The following is a 15,186-nucleotide window of genomic DNA, read 5'->3' as shown; positions in this document are numbered from 1 at the left end:
GTGGGGTGGAAAAGTAGGCGGCTAGTTGGAATGGTGAACTAGGCAACTTCGTTCGTTCCTTCTTGAAGGATTTCGGCGGGGAGGTAGTCCGGGTAGAGGTCCTTTAGGTAGTTGAGGCCTTCGTCGCTGTCTGGATTGATCTTGAGGGACCTGTTCATGAAGTCGAGCCGCCGACGATTTTCGTCGATTATCGTCGCCCACGAGCGGACAAACATCCGTACGTGTGGTTCCCCGGGTTCGTTGTACTCGTTGAACATCCCGGTGTTCTTGTCTGTGATTTCACGCAGAACGCCGCGCCCGAAGTTACTTACTACCAACACGATGTCCCATTCGCTTTGTCCAGCCCGGAAGGCCGGGTCCTCAGCTATGGCAGTTCCGTAATTGCTAACCTGTGAAAGTTCTTCCTTGGTGGCACTAACGGATGGTCGTTTGAGTTCGACAATCAGGTGCCTAGTCCGGTCATGCTCTCGGTTTTGAACCGCGAAGTGGAGATCAGTTCGACCGGCCTTTCCTTCTAGTGTCTTCACCGGTTCCGCCGAGTCCGCGGGGAGTCCGGAGAGCTTAAGATGCTCGCGCAGCAGGTTCGTCAGGGCTCTTTCGGACGTCATTGTTGAGTAGCCTTCCCCAAATATCCACAGTTCGTTTTCCAGTATCATGTGGAGATGCTGACGTTCTTTCACAGGTTTGGAATCGGCTCCACTGAGGACCAACTTCTCCAATCCTGCTAGGACTTTGTATCTACGAGACACAGTGTTGGCAGACTGGATGATGTTGGGCAGCGTCGTTTCTCTTAGCAGAATGTCTAGCGCTTGGCGGTCGCGTTCAGAGAGGCTGACTACTTCAGAGAGAATCCTATTTAGGCTATCTGGGTCGCTCTGCATCGAGGTCTTTAGCAGGTCGAGGGTAAGTTTGGCTCTTTCCTTGCCTCGGGGGATTTGGTCGGAAATGGCCCCTGCAATGGTGTCGAATACGGCCCTCTCAGTTTGTTCTGCCCTGTTCTTTGGAGTCCCCTCATACGGGTAAACACCCTTTTCCTTCCAATCCGAGACGCGTCTTTCGCGTTCCTCTGAGGCCTTGGTGCGAAGGTAAGAATGAAGGGTTGTTAGGACTGCTTCCTTACAGTGGAGCAACGGAGCTTCCGAGCCTTCCACCGCGTCGAGGACAAGGTCTTTTGCATTGTCCGCGTTCAGCACTTGTGAAGAAGCGTAGGCGGTATAAGCGTATGAACTGTAGCCTTCACTGTCGTTGAGTTGTTCAATGAAGTGCTCGGATGTAGGGCCGAACAGGATACGGCGGTGCTTACCGGCCTTCCATCGGATGACCCGAAGTTGGGCGGTCTGATCGTCGTTTCCGAACTCCACCACTAGTGTTTTATCGTCGTGGATGTTGCTCTTCGGGTCGAGCCGTTCGCCGTCGTAGTTTATGACCAGGTCAGGTTCCGCAATGAGCAGAGGTGCAAAGGACTCCAGGAGTTCTGACTTAGCCTCGCCGGAATCCAGCTGAGGCAACGTCCTTTGGCTCTTGTTCTCTGCGGTGAAACTGGTCCCAGTTTCACAGTGTTCGCCTTCAAGTGCTTCGGATGAGATCGTTACCTGGGCTAGGCTGGCTGAATTGGCCTTAACGGTGGTGCGTTCAAACCCGCCGGCTACGGCCCTGGCGATGCTGTCCCAGTGAATCTCGGTGCCGAGGGCGAAACCACGGATGCGCCCCTGGCCTTTACTGCCGTGTAGGGCTCTCATGTGATTCTTGGTTTTAGTGTTTTTTCGTTTCCAAGAATCGCCGATGTTGCCGAAGTCGCCGCGTGCCTCGTGGCTGTTGAAGCCGTGACCGTTGTCTTTAACGGTGATCGCATCAATGCCGTTGATGTCGTTTCGGTCGACGATGACATCGACTTTGGTGGCTTCTGCGTCGAGGGCGTTCCACACAAGCTCGACTAGAGCTTTTTCCGGAGAGCCTTGTCCGGAAAGGCGCTGGATATGGTCTCCACCTGCTTGAATGGTCAAAGTAGTCACTTTCTCATGGTAGAGCGTGGGAGTTCGCTACGGGGCTGGGCACGGTTTTTATTGCTCTTCGGGGGTGTTGCGGAGTGGTAGATGCAGGATCTGGACGGCCTTGCCTTGGAGGTGGAGCTCCAGGGCGGTGAGGGCTGCGTGAGCGATGGCGTGGGTGTGGTCTAGTTCGTCCTGGATTCTGAGCATCTTGCTTGCCGCGACATGGGGTCTGGTGCAGGGACTGGTGACAGTTCTGGTTAGGCCGCGAGGGCCAGGTCGTTGTTCATGATGGTCTCGAACTCGATGGGCGTCAAACGGCCCAGGCGGACCTGTCGACGTCGCCGGTGATAGGTCCGCTCGATCCAGGTCACGATCGCGATGCGCAGCTGTTCGCGGGTGGCCCAGGAGCGCCGGTTCAGGACGTTCTTCTGCAGCAGGCTGAAGAACGATTCCATCGCCGCGTTGTCGCCGCAAGAAGCAACCCTGCCCATCGAGCCGACGAGATTATGGGTAGCGAGTTCGCGGCGCAGCTTCCTGCTTCGAAACTGCGACCCTCTGTCCGAATGAACGATGCAGCCGTTCACGTTTCCGCGCATCCGGGCGGCGTTGCGGACAGCGCGAACCGCGAGAGATGCCTTCATGCGCGAGTCGATCGAGTAGCCCACGATCCGGCCGCTGAACGCATCCTTGACCGCGCAAAGATAAAGTCGGCCTTCGCTCGTTTTGTGTTCCGTGATGTCGGTTAGCCAGAGCTGGTTCGGTCGGGAAGCGACGAACTGGTGGCGCTCCCGGCCGCGCTCGTCGATGACGACACAGAGATCATCATGAACAGCAGGGCCAGGCTTCTTGCCGTTCTTGCTCCGCTTCTTCCCGAACACACTCCACCAGCCGTTCAACGATGCGATCCGCCACGCCGTCCGATCCGCCATCGGCTCGCCCTCGTCGCGGGCTTCGTCGGCGAGGAGCCGATACCCGAACTCCGGGTCGTCACGGTGAGCATTGAACAGCGCGTTCGCGCGATACGCCTCCTCCAACTCCCGCCTTGTGACGGGGTTGTTCAGCCAGCGGTAGTACGGCTGACGAGCGAGCTTCAATACCCGACACGACACCACGACAGGAATCCCGTCCGCGGCGAGCTCGGAAACGAGCGGGTACATCATTTTCCCGGCAGATGAGCCTGAGACAGATACGCGGTCGCGCGGCGCAGGACCTCGACCTCCTGCTCGAGGAGGCGATTGCGCTTACGGAGATCACGCAACTCCACGGACTCCTGCTTCGTCTCACCCGGCTGTTCGCCGGCCTCGATGCGGGCCTGCCGCATCCACTTATCGAGAGTTCCGACATGGACGCCGAAGTCCTTCGCGATCTGCGCGAGCGTCACTTCCGGATCACGATTCTCCGCCACGCGGATCACGTCGTCGCGGAACTCCTTGGGGAACGGCTTGGGCATGATGACATCCTTCCAGGCCAGCCCTCTCGGCTAGCCACGCTCGATGTCACCAGTTCCTGCACCAGACCCATGGAGGGTGATGGCGGTGAGTAGACCGAGGATGAGTGGGCCGATGGTCAGGGTGGTCATGGGGTGGTTCTTTCCAGGTAGGCGTGGGCGGAAGTGAGGGCGTTGGTGATGTCGGCGCGGGCGAAGGCTTGGATGAGGTGGTGGCTGAAGCTGCCGGGTTGGCGGGCGCCGGGTGCGGTGGGGTCGAAGTACCAGAGGACTTGCATGTAGGCGTCGTGGTCGCGGAGAGCGTGGCTGGATGAGCATGGTCCCGGCCCGTGGCCACCCCAGGAATGACGAAAGCGCCCCGCACCATCACGGTGCGGGGCGAGGGGTTAGGGCGGCGGGTTACGGATATGCGGGCGGTCACGCCGCCACTCCTGAAAGTTCTTGAACGGCGGCGGGAGCGTGTCAAGTTGTTTGTGTGTGGGGCGTGATTATTAGAGGTAGGGCTCGAAGCGGTCCGAGCGTGTCAAGTTGTTTGTGTGTGGGGCGTGATTATTAGAGGTAGGGCTCGAAGCGGTCCGGGTAGGCCACAGACATCTGGTTGATGGCCTGCTTCCAGTTCGTCACCCGCCTGCCCTCGATCAGCCGGCCACTGGTAGCCGCGACCCGTTTGCCCTGCTTAGCGCGCTTGGCGGCCCGTTTGTCCTCGATGTTGCAGATCATCAACCACAAGGTTTTGATCGCGGACTCATCGTTGGTAAACTGCACCCGATTCCGGGTGGCTTTGCGCAGCTCGTTGTTCATCGACTCAATCGAGTTCGTGGTGTAGATCACCTTCCGGGCCATGGGAGGAAACTCCAGGAACGGGATGAACCGGTCCCACGCATCGCGCCACACCTTGACTGACTGCGGGTACTTTTCCCCCAGCTCGGAGGCCTCGAACTCCGCCAACGCCGCCAGAGCGGTCTGCTCGGTGGGGGCGGTGTAGATCTTCTTCAGCTGGGCGGACACCGCTTTGCGATCTCCGTAGGCCACCCACCGGTTCGCTGCCCTGATCAGATGGACGACACAGGTCTGGACCATCGAATCCGGCCAGGTGGCTTCCACAGCCTCCGGCAGGCCCTTGAGCCCGTCGCAGCACACGATAAACACATCGTGTACGCCGCGGGTAGCGAGGTTGGCGCACACCTGGGCCCAGAACGAGGCTCCTTCCTCTTTCGCCAGCCAGATACCGAGGATGTGTTTGATCCCGTCCATGTCCACCCCGATAGCCAGGTACGCGGATTTGTTGACCACCCGGCCCCCGTCACGGACTTTGATGCGTAACGCATCGAGGAAGATCACGGGGTAGAACTCCTCGAGTTGGCGGTTCTGCCAGATCAGCACCTCCTCGAGGACCGCATCGGTGATCGCGGAGATTGTTTCATGGGAGATGTCCACGCCCATGGCGGTGACCATGTGGTGCTGGATGTCTCGGACGGTCATGCCACCGGCATAGAGACTGATGATCATGTCGTCGACGTCGGTCAGCCGGCGGGATCCTTTGGGCACCATTGTCGGCAGGAAGGATCCGTCACGGTCCCTGGGAACAGCGACATCGACCGGTCCGTAGTTCGAATCGACCCGCTTGGGGTAGGAACCGTTACGGGAATTGTTCTGACCAGCGGCTTCCTTGCTGTCCCGGTCACCGTGCTGGTAGCCGAGGTGGGCATCCATCTCGGCGTTGAGGCCGCGGTTGATCGAGGCCTGGAGCAGGCCCCGGACGAGATCGTTGGCATCCGTTGTGGAGGTGCCGAGCTCGTCGATCAGTTTCGCCATCTCAGGATTGGCCAGCAGCTTTTCCTCGATCGCTTTGATCTTTGCGGAGTCTTCTGGGTTTCGTCGTGCCACGGTAGTCATTCTGGTTCATCTCCTTGGTGTGAGGGGAATCCCTCACACACAAACCATCTGACACCCTCAGCGGTCCGGGTAGGCCACAGACATCTGGTTGATGGCCTGCTTCCAGTTCGTCACCCGCCTGCCCTCGATCAGCCGGCCACTGGTAGCCGCGACCCGTTTACCCTGCTTAGCGCGCTTGGCGGCCCGTTTGTCCTCGATGTTGCAGATCATCAACCACAAGGTTTTGATCGCGGACTCATCGTTGGTAAACTGCACCCGATTCCGGGTGGCTTTGCGCAGCTCGTTGTTCATCGACTCAATCGAGTTCGTGGTGTAGATCACCTTCCGGGCCATGGGAGGAAACTCCAGGAACGGGATGAACCGGTCCCACGCATCGCGCCACACCTTGACTGACTGCGGGTACTTTTCCCCCAGCTCGGAGGCCTCGAACTCCGCCAACGCCGCCAGAGCGGTCTGCTCGGTGGGGGCGGTGTAGATCTTCTTCAGCTGGGCGGACACCGCTTTGCGATCTCCGTAGGCCACCCACCGGTTCGCTGCCCTGATCAGATGGACGACACAGGTCTGGACCATCGAATCCGGCCAGGTGGCTTCCACAGCCTCCGGCAGGCCCTTGAGCCCGTCGCAGCACACGATAAACACATCGTGTACGCCGCGGGTAGCGAGGTTGGCGCACACCTGGGCCCAGAACGAGGCTCCTTCCTCTTTCGCCAGCCAGATACCGAGGATGTGTTTGATCCCGTCCATGTCCACCCCGATAGCCAGGTACGCGGATTTGTTGACCACCCGGCCCCCGTCACGGACTTTGATGCGTAACGCATCGAGGAAGATCACGGGGTAGAACTCCTCGAGTTGGCGGTTCTGCCAGATCAGCACCTCCTCGAGGACCGCATCGGTGATCGCGGAGATTGTTTCATGGGAGATGTCCACGCCCATGGCGGTGACCATGTGGTGCTGGATGTCTCGGACGGTCATGCCACCGGCATAGAGACTGATGATCATGTCGTCGACGTCGGTCAGCCGGCGGGATCCTTTGGGCACCATTGTCGGCAGGAAGGATCCGTCACGGTCCCTGGGAACAGCGACATCGACCGGTCCGTAGTTCGAATCGACCCGCTTGGGGTAGGAACCGTTACGGGAATTGTTCTGACCAGCGGCTTCCTTGCTGTCCCGGTCACCGTGCTGGTAGCCGAGGTGGGCATCCATCTCGGCGTTGAGGCCGCGGTTGATCGAGGCCTGGAGCAGGCCCCGGACGAGATCGTTGGCATCCGTTGTGGAGGTGCCGAGCTCGTCGATCAGTTTCGCCATCTCAGGATTGGCCAGCAGCTTTTCCTCGATCGCTTTGATCTTTGCGGAGTCTTCTGGGTTTCGTCGTGCCACGGTAGTCATTCTGGTTCATCTCCTTGGTGTGAGGGGAATCCCTCACACACAAACCATCTGACACCCTTGGCGGCGGCAACGTCAGCCCCTCCCGCGCCGCCCACGACTCAATCCCCCGCATGATCTGCGTCACCCACCCGAGGTACTCGCCGCGCTCCTCATCCCGGGCTTCGAGCTCCGCGATCCGCACCCGATCCTCCGCGATAGCCCGATCCCGCTCCTCCAGCTGCGCCTCGAAAAAGTCCTGCATCGCGCCGGTCAGGTTCTCCCACCCGTCCGGCAGGGACGCCTCCTTGTCTGACTTCACTTTCACCTTGGTGCCGAGGTAGAGCAGGTACGCGCTGAGGACTCCACCGGCGAAGCCGAGGAGGTCAGCCACGTCGAAGCTCATTGACGACCTCCTGCCTGGTGGGGAACGTTGCCCTCAGGGCCAGAAACCGGAAACCAGCTCAGGATCCACCGGACTTCGATGATCCCGGACTGTTCGACCTGTCCCCACCCGCGTATGCATGGGGCGTGTCCCCACGTCGTTTAGCCTTCGAGCTTCTCCCCCAGCTCCAGCCATTCCATCTCCAGGCCCTCGTGCTCGGCCTGGGCCTCCTGCAGTGCGGCGTTCGCGTCGCCGATCTTGCCGTAGTCCGGGTCATCGGCGGCGGAGAGCACGGCCATCTCCTGCTCGAAAGTGGCGATCCGGTCGGCGACCTTGCCCATCTTCCGCTCGAGCGCGTTGAGCTGCTTCTTCAGCTCGCGTTCCTCCTGCGAGCTCAGGCCGCTCGTCGGCTGTTGGGCGCTCTCACTGACGCCGGCGGAGTTCTTCTCCCCGAGATCGATTGGTCCGGAGCCGCCGGCTTCCGCCAGCTGCCGACGTCGTTCGAGGTACTGTTCGATACCACCGGGCAGGTTGGTGAGCTTGCCGTCTCCGAACAGGGCCCAGGTGGAGTCGGAGATGCGCTCGATGAGATAGCGGTCGTGGGAGATGACCACGAGGGTGCCGGGCCAGGAGTCGAGAAGGGATTCCAGTTCTTGGAGGGTGTCGATGTCCAGGTCGTTGGTCGGCTCGTCGAGAAGCAGCACGTTGGGCTCGGCCATGAGCACCCGGGTGAGCTGAAGGCGACGCCGTTCGCCGCCGGAGAGATCCCCGACGGGGGTGCGCTGGCGTTTGGCGGAGAATCCGAGTCGTTCGGCGAGCTGGGAGGCGGAGATCTCCTTCTTGCCCAGCTGGACGTAGCTGGCGACGTCCTCGACGGCGTCGAGAAGCCGCATGGACGGGTCGAGGTCGTCGAGTTCCTGGCGCAGCCAGCCGAGACGGACGGTGCGGCCCTCGATGCGCTTTCCCTCGGTGAGGGGGTGTTCGCCGGCGAGGGTGCGCAACAGGGTGGTCTTGCCGGAACCGTTGACGCCGACGAGGCCGATGCGTTCACCGGGGGCGAGGCGCCAGGTGAGATCGTCGACGAGCATGCGCCCGTCCGGGGTCTCGACGCGGGCGTCCTCGAGTTCGATGACCACCTTGCCCTGGCGTTGGCGGGAGAAGGCGGTCAGCTCGACGGAGTCGCGGGGGGCGGGGACGTCGGCGATGAGTGCCTCGGCGGCCTCGATGCGGTAGCGGGGCTTGGAGGTCCGGGCCGGGGCGCCGCGACGCAGCCAGGCCAGTTCCTTCCGGGCGAGGTTCTGGCGGCGCTGCTCCACGGCGTCGGCCTGGCGGGCGCGTTCGGCGCGGGCGAAGGTCCAGTCGTTGTAGCCGCCCTCGTAGATGTCGACGGTGCCGTCGTGGACCTCCCAGGTGGTGGTGGCGACGGTGTCGAGGAACCAGCGGTCATGGGTGACCACGACGATGGCGATGCGGCGGGCGATGAGGTGTTCGGCCAGCCACTGCACACCTTCGACGTCGAGGTGGTTGGTGGGCTCGTCGAGGATGACCAGGTCGAGGTCGCGGACGAGGGCGGCGGCGAGGTTGACGCGGCGTCGTTCGCCGCCGGACAGGCCGCCGACCGGGGTGTCGAGGCCGAGCTCGGCGACGCCGAGGCCGCCGAGGACCTCGCGTACGCGGGCGTTGGAGGCCCATTCGAAGGTCTGCAGGCCGAGGGGGCTGAGGACGACCTCGCCGACGGTGTCGGTGTCGGTGAGGTCGGCGCGCTGGGTGACCACGGCCATGCGGAGGTTGGAGTTGTGGGAGACGCGTCCGGAGTCCGGGGGTTCGATGCCGGTGAGGACCTCGAGGAGGGTGGTCTTGCCGCCGCCATTGAGGCCGACGACGCCGATGCGGTCGCCGGTCTGGACGCCGAGGCTGACGCCGTCGAGCAGGGTCTTGAGTCCCCAGGTCTTGGAGACGTTTTCAAGGTTGATGAGGTTCGCCATGGTGCTGGCCATTCTATGCGGTCGGACCACGGATGACCCCATCACCCTGTCCCCTAATTGCTAATGGTTTCCATTATCGTTAGGGTATCCGGCATGACAACTCTCTCCCGCCCGATCCGGGCCATCACCCCTGTCCTCCTCTCCGCCGTCGTGCTCGCCGCCTGCACCAACGCCGACACAGGCACCGACACAGACACCGGCGCCACGGAGTCCTCCGCCGCGTCCCCCGCCAGCAGCAGCACCCACGACCACGGCGATGACCATGACCAGGGCGCCGGGGAACAGGCCCAGCTCACGGAAGTGGCCTCCATCGTGCCGCGGGTGATCCTCGCCCACGACGGCGGCATCACGGTCATCGACTCGGAGACCGGGGAGACCGTCTCAGAGACCGACCTCGACGGCTTCCTGCGGCTGAACAACTCCGGCGACGGCCGGCACGTCATGGTCACCGCCGGCGACCGCTTCCTCGCCTTCGACGCCGCCGTGCAGTCCCGCGCCCACGGCGATCACGCCCACAACTACGCGGGTGACCCTCTCTCACGGACATCGCCGACGACGAGCCCGAGGCCGGACACGTCGTGGTCAATGAGGGGCTGACGGCGTTGTTCTCCGACGGTGACGGCACCGCCCGGATCGTGCCACCGACCAGGTCGCCGCCGGATACCGGCCGGCCGAGGGCGTGGTCGTCGACTCCGGCGCCCCGCACCACGGCGTGGCGGTGCCGTTTGCGGACGGCTCGGTCCTCATCACCGTCGGCGACGAGGACAACCGCCAGCGCATCGAGTACCGGGACGCCAAGGAGAAGGTCCAGGCCCACACCGACGACTGCCCCGGCATCCACGGCGAGGCGATGGCCGCTGAGGGTGCGGTCGTCTTCGGCTGCCAGAACGGGCCGGTCGTCTTCGACGGAACCGACTTCCGGAAGGTCGATCCGGGCACGGAGTACCAGCGTTCCGGCAACCTCGCTGGCCATGCCGACTCCCCGATCATTCTCGGCGACCACAAGGTGGACGAGGATGCCGAGCTGGAGCGGCCGACGGAGATCGCGCTCATCGACACCCGGAACGCCACCATGCGCACCGTCGACCTGGGTTCGTCCTACTGGTTCCGTTCCCTGGGCCGCGGCCCGGCCGGTGAGGCGGTCGTCCTCACCTATGACGGGCACCTCAAGGTCATCGACCCGGAGTCCGGGGAGATCATCCGTGCCATTCCCGCCATTGCGGCGTGGGAGGAGAAGGACGAGTGGCAGGAACCGGGCCCGGTCCTTCGGGTCGTCGGGGACCACGCCTACGTCACGGACGCGGAGAACAACGAGCTCGTCGTCGTGGATCTGACCTCAGGGGAAGAGGCCGCCCGCCACGAGCTCCCGATCACCCCGGTGGAGATGGCCGTAGCGGACGGAAAGCCGGCGGCACACTAGTCGTCAGACACTAGCCGTCGATGAGGTACGCCCCGTGGGCGGGCCCGGTGGCCGTGGCCCCGGAGTAGACACCCTCGGAGAGCAGGTCGTCGAGGACGTCTCGGGCGTGGAGTTCGGACCGGCACAGGAACGCACAGGTCGGGCCGGATCCGGAGACGATGCCCGCCAGCGCACCGGCCCGCTTTCCCAGGTCGAGGGTGCGGGCGATGTCGCTGCGCAGGGAGACCGCGGGTGCCTGGAGGTCGTTGGCCAGATGGCCGGCGACCTCCTCGGCGTTGCCGGTCATGAGCGCGTGGGCCAGGTCGGTGGTGTCGAGGGAGGGGCCGATCTCCCGGCCCTGGTCCCGCAGCTGGTCGAGGTGGCCGAAGACCTCGGGCGTGGCCAGGCCCTGCTTCGAGAACACCAGCGCCCAGTGGTACCGCCCCCGGGAGAGCATGGGGGTGAGCTGCTCGCCGCGACCGGTGCCGAGCATCGTCCCGCCGCGCAGCGTGAAGGGCACGTCGGAGCCGAGTTCGGCGGCGAGCGCGTCGAGGGTGGTCTGGTCGAGCGCGGGCATCGTCTCGGTGACGAGGATGTGGGCGGCGAGCAGGGCCGCGGCGGCGTCGGCGGAGCCACCGGCCATGCCGCCGGCGGTGGGGATCCCCTTCTCGATGCGGATCCGCACGCGCGGCAGGCTGCCGAGACCGTGGCGGGCGCGGTAGAAGTCCACGAGCGTATCGACGCCGCGCCACGCCAGGTTCGTCGCATCCTGCGGCACCGACGCCGCATCCAGACCCGTGGCGGTGAGCCCGCTGACGATGCTGCCGGTGGCCACGGTCTCCTCGTCGTCGATCTCGAGGGTGACCACGTCCGACAGGCTCAGGGACTGGAAGACGGTGACCAGCTCGTGGTAGCCGTCCTCGCGGGCATCGCCGACGCCGAGGTGGAGGTTGACCTTGCCGTGGGCGCGGACGCTGATCGTTCTCATGAGGTCACCCCGGCCAGCCGGACGAAGTCGGCGACGGTGAGTTTCTCGCCGCGCAGCTGCGGGTCAATGCCCGCGGCGAGCAGGGCCTCCTCGGCGGCGGCGCCGGAGCCGTAGTGGCCGGCGAGGGCGGCGCGGAGGGTTTTGCGGCGCTGGGCGAAGGCGGCGTCGACAAGCGGCCAGACGGCAGCGCGGGAGGATTCGGTGACGGGCCACGGCGGGTTGTCGTAGCGGTCGATGCGGACCAGACCCGACTCGATCTTCGGGGCCGGCCAGAACACGTTCTTCCCGATCGCCCCGGCGCGTTTCACGTCGCCGTAGAAGGCGGCCTTGACGCTGGGGACGCCGTAGATCTTCGAGCCGGGGGTGGCGGCGAGCCGGTCGGCGACCTCCGCCTGGACCATGACCAGGACCCGGCGGATCGACGGGAACGTGGCCAGCAGGTGCAGCAGGACCGGCACGGAGACGTTGTAGGGCAGATTGGCCACCAGCGCGCTCGGGTTGCGCAGGTCGGCGGCGGTGATCTTGAGGGCGTCCTTCTGAACCACCGTGAGACGGTCGGCGAAGGGTTCGGCCCGCCAGCTGACGGTGGCGGGCAGCTCGGCGGCCAGGCGCGGATCGATCTCCACGGCGGTGACCTTGTCCACCGTGTCCAGCAGTGCAAGCGTCAACGACCCCAGCCCGGGGCCGACCTCGACGACGTGATCGTCCGGGGCGAGATCAGCGGCCGCGACGATCCGCCGGACCGTGTTCGGGTCGTGGACGAAGTTCTGGCCGAGCTTCTTCGTCGGGGTGACGTCGAGTTTCTCGGCCAGGGAACGGATCTCCACCGGGCCGAGGAGCTCGGCCGAGGCGGACGGGTCGTCGGAGGTCATGCGTTCCAATCTAGACCACGGACGACCCGGGACCGGCTAGTGCGTACCTTCGCCGAACTCCTCGACGATCTTGGCATTGAAGGCTGGCAGATCGTCCGGGGTGCGGGAGGACACCAGGCCCTGGTCCACGTGGACCTCCTCGTCGACCCAGGTCGCACCGGCGTTGCGCAGGTCGGTCTTGAGCGACGGGAAGGACGTGAGGGTGCGGCCCTGCAGGACGTCGGCGTCGGTGAGGATCCAGGCACCGTGGCAGATGACGCCGACGGGCTTGCCGGCCTCGACCAGCTTCTTCACGAAGGCGACGGCGTCGGAGTCCATGCGGATCTTGTCCGCGTTGCCGGTACCGCCCGGCAGGATGAGGGCGTCGAAGTCGGCGGCGTCAGCCTCGGCGGTGGTCGTGTCCACGGTGACGGCGGTGCCGTTCTTGCCCTCAATGGATCCGGTCTCGGTGGACAGGACCGTCACGGTGGCGCCGGCGGCCTTGACGGCGTCGACGGGGCTGGTGAGCTCGGAATCCTCGAAGCCGTCGGTGGCGAGGACGGCGACGGTGCGGTTGTTCAGATCGGTCATGGTGGGCTTACCTCCATATGCGCGTTGGTGAATAACCTTGCGCCCTCCGAGCGTAACGATCTTCCCGCGTCGGTGCAGGAGCCCAGCGCTGGAGGGTTAGCGCAGACCCATCCGGGCGGTGCAGGCCGGCCACGCGCCCCAGCCCTGTCCGGCCTGGACGCGGGTGGCGATGTCGATCTGCTGCTCGCGGGTGGCCTGGTCGGCGGTCGCGGCGTACTGACCGCCGCCGTAGGCCTGCCAGGTGGAGGCGGAGAACTGCAGGCCGCCGTGGTAGCCGTTGCCGGTGTTGATGGACCAGTTGCCACCGGACTCACACTGGGCGAGGGTGTCCCACACGCCGCCGCCGGCGACAGCCGGGGCGGAGGGGGCGGTCTTGGTGCCGCGGGCGATGGTCGGGCCGACGGCCGGGGTGATCTCCCGCTCGCCGACGATCTCGCGCTTGTCCTCGGCACCGTTGACGGTGGTGATGCGGTGGGTGATCTCGCGGACGCCCGGGGTGCCCGGCTCGAGGACCTTCTCGGTGCCCTCCTCCGCCTCCGGGTCGTCGACGTAGGTCGGCTCGCCGGTGAACTCGGTGGTCGCGGTCTCCTCGGCGACGTCGACGCGCTTGATCTCCACGCGGGTGTTCTGGGTCAGGGCGGTGTCCAGGCCCGGGGTGACGGTGTCGTGCTCGCCGAGGGTGATGTCGCGGGCGTCGAGAAGCTCGCGGACGGTGGCGGCGGCGACCTCGGTGTAGACGACGCTGCCGCCGTCGTTGAGGGAGACGATCTTCGGGGTGGTGACGTCGACGCGCATGCCGTCGGTGACCTTGGCGTCGCCGTCGACGTCGGTGCGGGCGGCCGGGGTGAGGCCGTGCAGCTCACCGATGAGGTCCTCGACGGTCAGCGCAGTGGAGGTCAGCTCGGTGGGCTGGCCGTCGATGACCACGGCGACCGGCTTCGCGGTGCGGACGGTGATGGTCTCACCGGACCGCAGCGACTCGCTCGGGGCCGGGTAGACGAGGTCCTGGTCGTCGACCTCGACGCCTGCGGCATCGAGCGCGCCGGCGACGTCGCGGGACATGGTGCTCAGCTCGGTGAGCTCGCCGTTGACGTCGAGCGCGACATCCTTCTGCACGGTGGTCGCGCCGGCGGCGGCGATGCCACCGGCCATCAGTCCGCCGAGGGTCACGCCGGTGGCGAGACGACGGGTGGCGGAGGGGCCGGAGTGGGTGCGGGACAGGTGGGTGCGTGCCATGGTGAGTGTGGTTCTCAATCTCAGTCGACGGTGACGGCTTGCTTACTGCAGATCACAGTACGGTAACAGTTGCGTGACGTCCAGAACAAACGTGACATGTCATGGACGCCGGATTCACTGGCGTTTCTCCCCTCACACCAGTACGCAGCAACCCCACCCGCCCTGCCGGAACCGCGGCAGTGAGGTGGGCAACAGGGCGAGTCAGGAGAGATACACCCGGTCGAAGGTCACCGTCAGTTCCGCCGCCAGTTCGGCCGGGTCCATCCCCCGGGCACGGGCCACACACAGCGCGGTGTGTCCGATGAGGGCCGGTTCATTCCGCGCACCCCGGAACGGCTCCGGCGTCATGTACGGCGCATCCGTCTCGATGAGCAGCTGCCCCGGCGGCGTGATCCGCGCCGCCTCCCGCAGCTCGTCGTTGCGCTTGAAGGTCACGTTGCCGGCGAAGCTGAGCACATACCCGCGCTCGATCGCCTCCTCCGCCACCGCCAGGGGCGAGGAGAAGCAGTGGAGGATCGTGTGCACCGGCTGCGGGGCGTCGGCGAGCACCCGCAGCAGATCCTCGTCCGCCTCCCGGTTGTGCAGCATGAGCGCCTTGCCGGAGGACACCGCCAGATCGATGTGCCAGCGCAGCGCCTCCTCCTGCACCTGAAGCGGCGCGGTCCGTTCCGGCTCATGCGTGATCCAGTAGGTGTCCAGGCCGGTCTCCCCCACCGCGACACAGTTCGGGTCGGCGACCATCTCCGTCAGCCTGGCCCGGGCCTCCTCGTCGAGTTCGTGCGCCCGGGTCGGGTGAATGGCGCACGCCGCGAACACCCGCTCGTTGTGCTGCGCCGCCGACAATGCGAGCTCCGCTTCCGCGAGACCGTCGCCGACGGTACAGATCTTCTCGACGCCCGCCCCTACCGCACGCCCCACGATCGCCGCCACCTCATCCGGGGTCCGCGCCCCGGCCGAGGCCAGGTGGGTGTGCGCGTCGACGATGCCCGGGATCGGTTCAGCGGGCACGGGCGTGGGGCGGGGCTTCTTCTTCGACATGGCTGACAGTCTAGGGA

At 64.9% G+C, this 15,186-nt stretch carries 14 protein-coding genes; 2 read left to right on the top strand and 12 right to left on the bottom strand.

The annotated features are described in order from the left end of the window. Positions 1-38: 38 nt before the first annotated feature. The 7 genes from QP029_RS08065 to QP029_RS08035 form a co-directional block, all read right to left on the bottom strand. Positions 39-2,012 carry an ATP-binding protein gene (locus tag QP029_RS08065; RefSeq protein ID WP_284873833.1) on the bottom strand — a complete coding sequence of 658 codons (1,974 nt, stop codon included), beginning with the start codon at positions 2,010-2,012 and terminating at the stop codon, positions 39-41. Between the two features lie 236 nt (positions 2,013-2,248). Beyond that, positions 2,249-3,441 (bottom strand): IS3 family transposase gene (locus QP029_RS08060; RefSeq protein ID WP_284873832.1). Its coding sequence is split into 2 segments (ribosomal slippage): positions 2,249-3,154 and positions 3,157-3,441, totalling 1,191 coding nucleotides; the frame shifts between segments, so codons are not numbered across the junction. A gap of 125 nt (positions 3,442-3,566) precedes the next feature. After that, a complete protein-coding gene (locus tag QP029_RS08055) occupies positions 3,567-3,716 on the bottom strand; it encodes a hypothetical protein (protein WP_284873831.1) in 150 nt (49 codons plus the stop codon). A 274-nt stretch (positions 3,717-3,990) separates the two neighbouring features. Next, positions 3,991-5,334, bottom strand: coding sequence for an IS256 family transposase (locus QP029_RS08050; protein WP_284873830.1), 1,344 nt, complete (start codon positions 5,332-5,334; stop codon positions 3,991-3,993). Positions 5,335-5,391: 57 nt separating this feature from the next. Next, the gene (locus QP029_RS08045) at positions 5,392-6,720 is read right to left on the bottom strand and encodes an IS256 family transposase (protein WP_284873829.1); all 1,329 of its coding nucleotides are present in this window, start codon (positions 6,718-6,720) and stop codon (positions 5,392-5,394) included. Beyond that, positions 6,641-7,102 (bottom strand): hypothetical protein, encoded by a 462-nt coding sequence (locus QP029_RS08040; protein ID WP_284873828.1) that lies wholly within the window; start codon positions 7,100-7,102, stop codon positions 6,641-6,643. Before QP029_RS08040 ends, QP029_RS08045 begins: the two co-directional genes overlap by 80 nt. 140 nt (positions 7,103-7,242) lie before the next feature. After that, positions 7,243-9,066 (bottom strand): ABC-F family ATP-binding cassette domain-containing protein, encoded by a 1,824-nt coding sequence (locus QP029_RS08035; RefSeq protein WP_284873827.1) that lies wholly within the window; start codon positions 9,064-9,066, stop codon positions 7,243-7,245. A 93-nt stretch (positions 9,067-9,159) separates the two neighbouring features. Between QP029_RS08035 and QP029_RS08030 the strand changes: the two genes are divergently transcribed. Both QP029_RS08030 and QP029_RS08025 read left to right on the top strand, forming a co-directional pair. Then, the gene (locus QP029_RS08030; protein WP_284873826.1) at positions 9,160-9,663 is read left to right on the top strand and encodes a hypothetical protein; all 504 of its coding nucleotides are present in this window, start codon (positions 9,160-9,162) and stop codon (positions 9,661-9,663) included. Positions 9,664-9,745: 82 nt separating this feature from the next. Next, on the top strand, positions 9,746-10,486 hold the full coding sequence (locus QP029_RS08025; RefSeq protein ID WP_284873825.1) for a hypothetical protein: 741 nt from the start codon (positions 9,746-9,748) through the stop codon (positions 10,484-10,486). Positions 10,487-10,496: 10 nt separating this feature from the next. On the opposite strand, the gene QP029_RS08020 is transcribed toward QP029_RS08025, so the two are convergent. The 5 genes from QP029_RS08020 to QP029_RS08000 form a co-directional block, all read right to left on the bottom strand. Beyond that, positions 10,497-11,453: a 4-(cytidine 5'-diphospho)-2-C-methyl-D-erythritol kinase gene (locus QP029_RS08020; RefSeq protein WP_284873824.1), complete on the bottom strand. Its 957-nt coding sequence runs from the start codon at positions 11,451-11,453 to the stop codon at positions 10,497-10,499. Further along, positions 11,450-12,325 carry a 16S rRNA (adenine(1518)-N(6)/adenine(1519)-N(6))-dimethyltransferase RsmA gene (gene rsmA, locus QP029_RS08015; protein ID WP_284873823.1) on the bottom strand — a complete coding sequence of 292 codons (876 nt, stop codon included), beginning with the start codon at positions 12,323-12,325 and terminating at the stop codon, positions 11,450-11,452. The genes QP029_RS08020 and rsmA overlap by 4 nt, the downstream gene beginning before the upstream one ends. Positions 12,326-12,361: 36 nt before the next feature. Then, entirely contained in the window at positions 12,362-12,895 is a 534-nt protein-coding gene (locus QP029_RS08010) for a type 1 glutamine amidotransferase domain-containing protein (protein WP_284873822.1), read from the bottom strand. A 96-nt stretch (positions 12,896-12,991) separates the two neighbouring features. Then, positions 12,992-14,131, bottom strand: a complete 1,140-nt coding sequence (locus QP029_RS08005) for a resuscitation-promoting factor (protein ID WP_284873821.1) — start codon at positions 14,129-14,131, stop codon at positions 12,992-12,994. A 201-nt stretch (positions 14,132-14,332) separates the two neighbouring features. Next, positions 14,333-15,169: a TatD family hydrolase gene (locus QP029_RS08000; protein WP_284873820.1), complete on the bottom strand. Its 837-nt coding sequence runs from the start codon at positions 15,167-15,169 to the stop codon at positions 14,333-14,335. Positions 15,170-15,186 lie beyond the last annotated feature (17 nt).

The organism is Corynebacterium suedekumii (assembly GCF_030252185.1).
GTDB classification, from domain to species: Bacteria; Actinomycetota; Actinomycetes; order Mycobacteriales; family Mycobacteriaceae; genus Corynebacterium; species Corynebacterium suedekumii.
The sequence above is the reverse complement of the archived record's forward strand: the minus strand, read 5'-3'. Positions and strand labels throughout refer to the sequence as shown.

Excerpts from the sequence above, each read along its gene's own strand:
- QP029_RS08055 (WP_284873831.1), bottom strand. The coding sequence starts at position 3,716 with ATGCAAGTCCTCTGGTACTTCGACCCCACCGCACCCGGCGCCCGCCAA.
- QP029_RS08050 (WP_284873830.1), bottom strand. The coding sequence starts at position 5,334 with ATGACTACCGTGGCACGACGAAACCCAGAAGACTCCGCAAAGATCAAA.
- QP029_RS08045 (WP_284873829.1), bottom strand. The coding sequence starts at position 6,720 with ATGACTACCGTGGCACGACGAAACCCAGAAGACTCCGCAAAGATCAAA.
- QP029_RS08040 (WP_284873828.1), bottom strand. The coding sequence starts at position 7,102 with ATGAGCTTCGACGTGGCTGACCTCCTCGGCTTCGCCGGTGGAGTCCTC.
- QP029_RS08035 (WP_284873827.1), bottom strand. The coding sequence starts at position 9,066 with ATGGCGAACCTCATCAACCTTGAAAACGTCTCCAAGACCTGGGGACTC.
- QP029_RS08030 (WP_284873826.1), top strand. The coding sequence starts at position 9,160 with ATGACAACTCTCTCCCGCCCGATCCGGGCCATCACCCCTGTCCTCCTC.
- QP029_RS08020 (WP_284873824.1), bottom strand. The coding sequence starts at position 11,453 with ATGAGAACGATCAGCGTCCGCGCCCACGGCAAGGTCAACCTCCACCTC.
- rsmA (WP_284873823.1), bottom strand. The coding sequence starts at position 12,325 with ATGACCTCCGACGACCCGTCCGCCTCGGCCGAGCTCCTCGGCCCGGTG.
- QP029_RS08010 (WP_284873822.1), bottom strand. The coding sequence starts at position 12,895 with ATGACCGATCTGAACAACCGCACCGTCGCCGTCCTCGCCACCGACGGC.
- QP029_RS08005 (WP_284873821.1), bottom strand. The coding sequence starts at position 14,131 with ATGGCACGCACCCACCTGTCCCGCACCCACTCCGGCCCCTCCGCCACC.
- QP029_RS08000 (WP_284873820.1), bottom strand. The coding sequence starts at position 15,169 with ATGTCGAAGAAGAAGCCCCGCCCCACGCCCGTGCCCGCTGAACCGATC.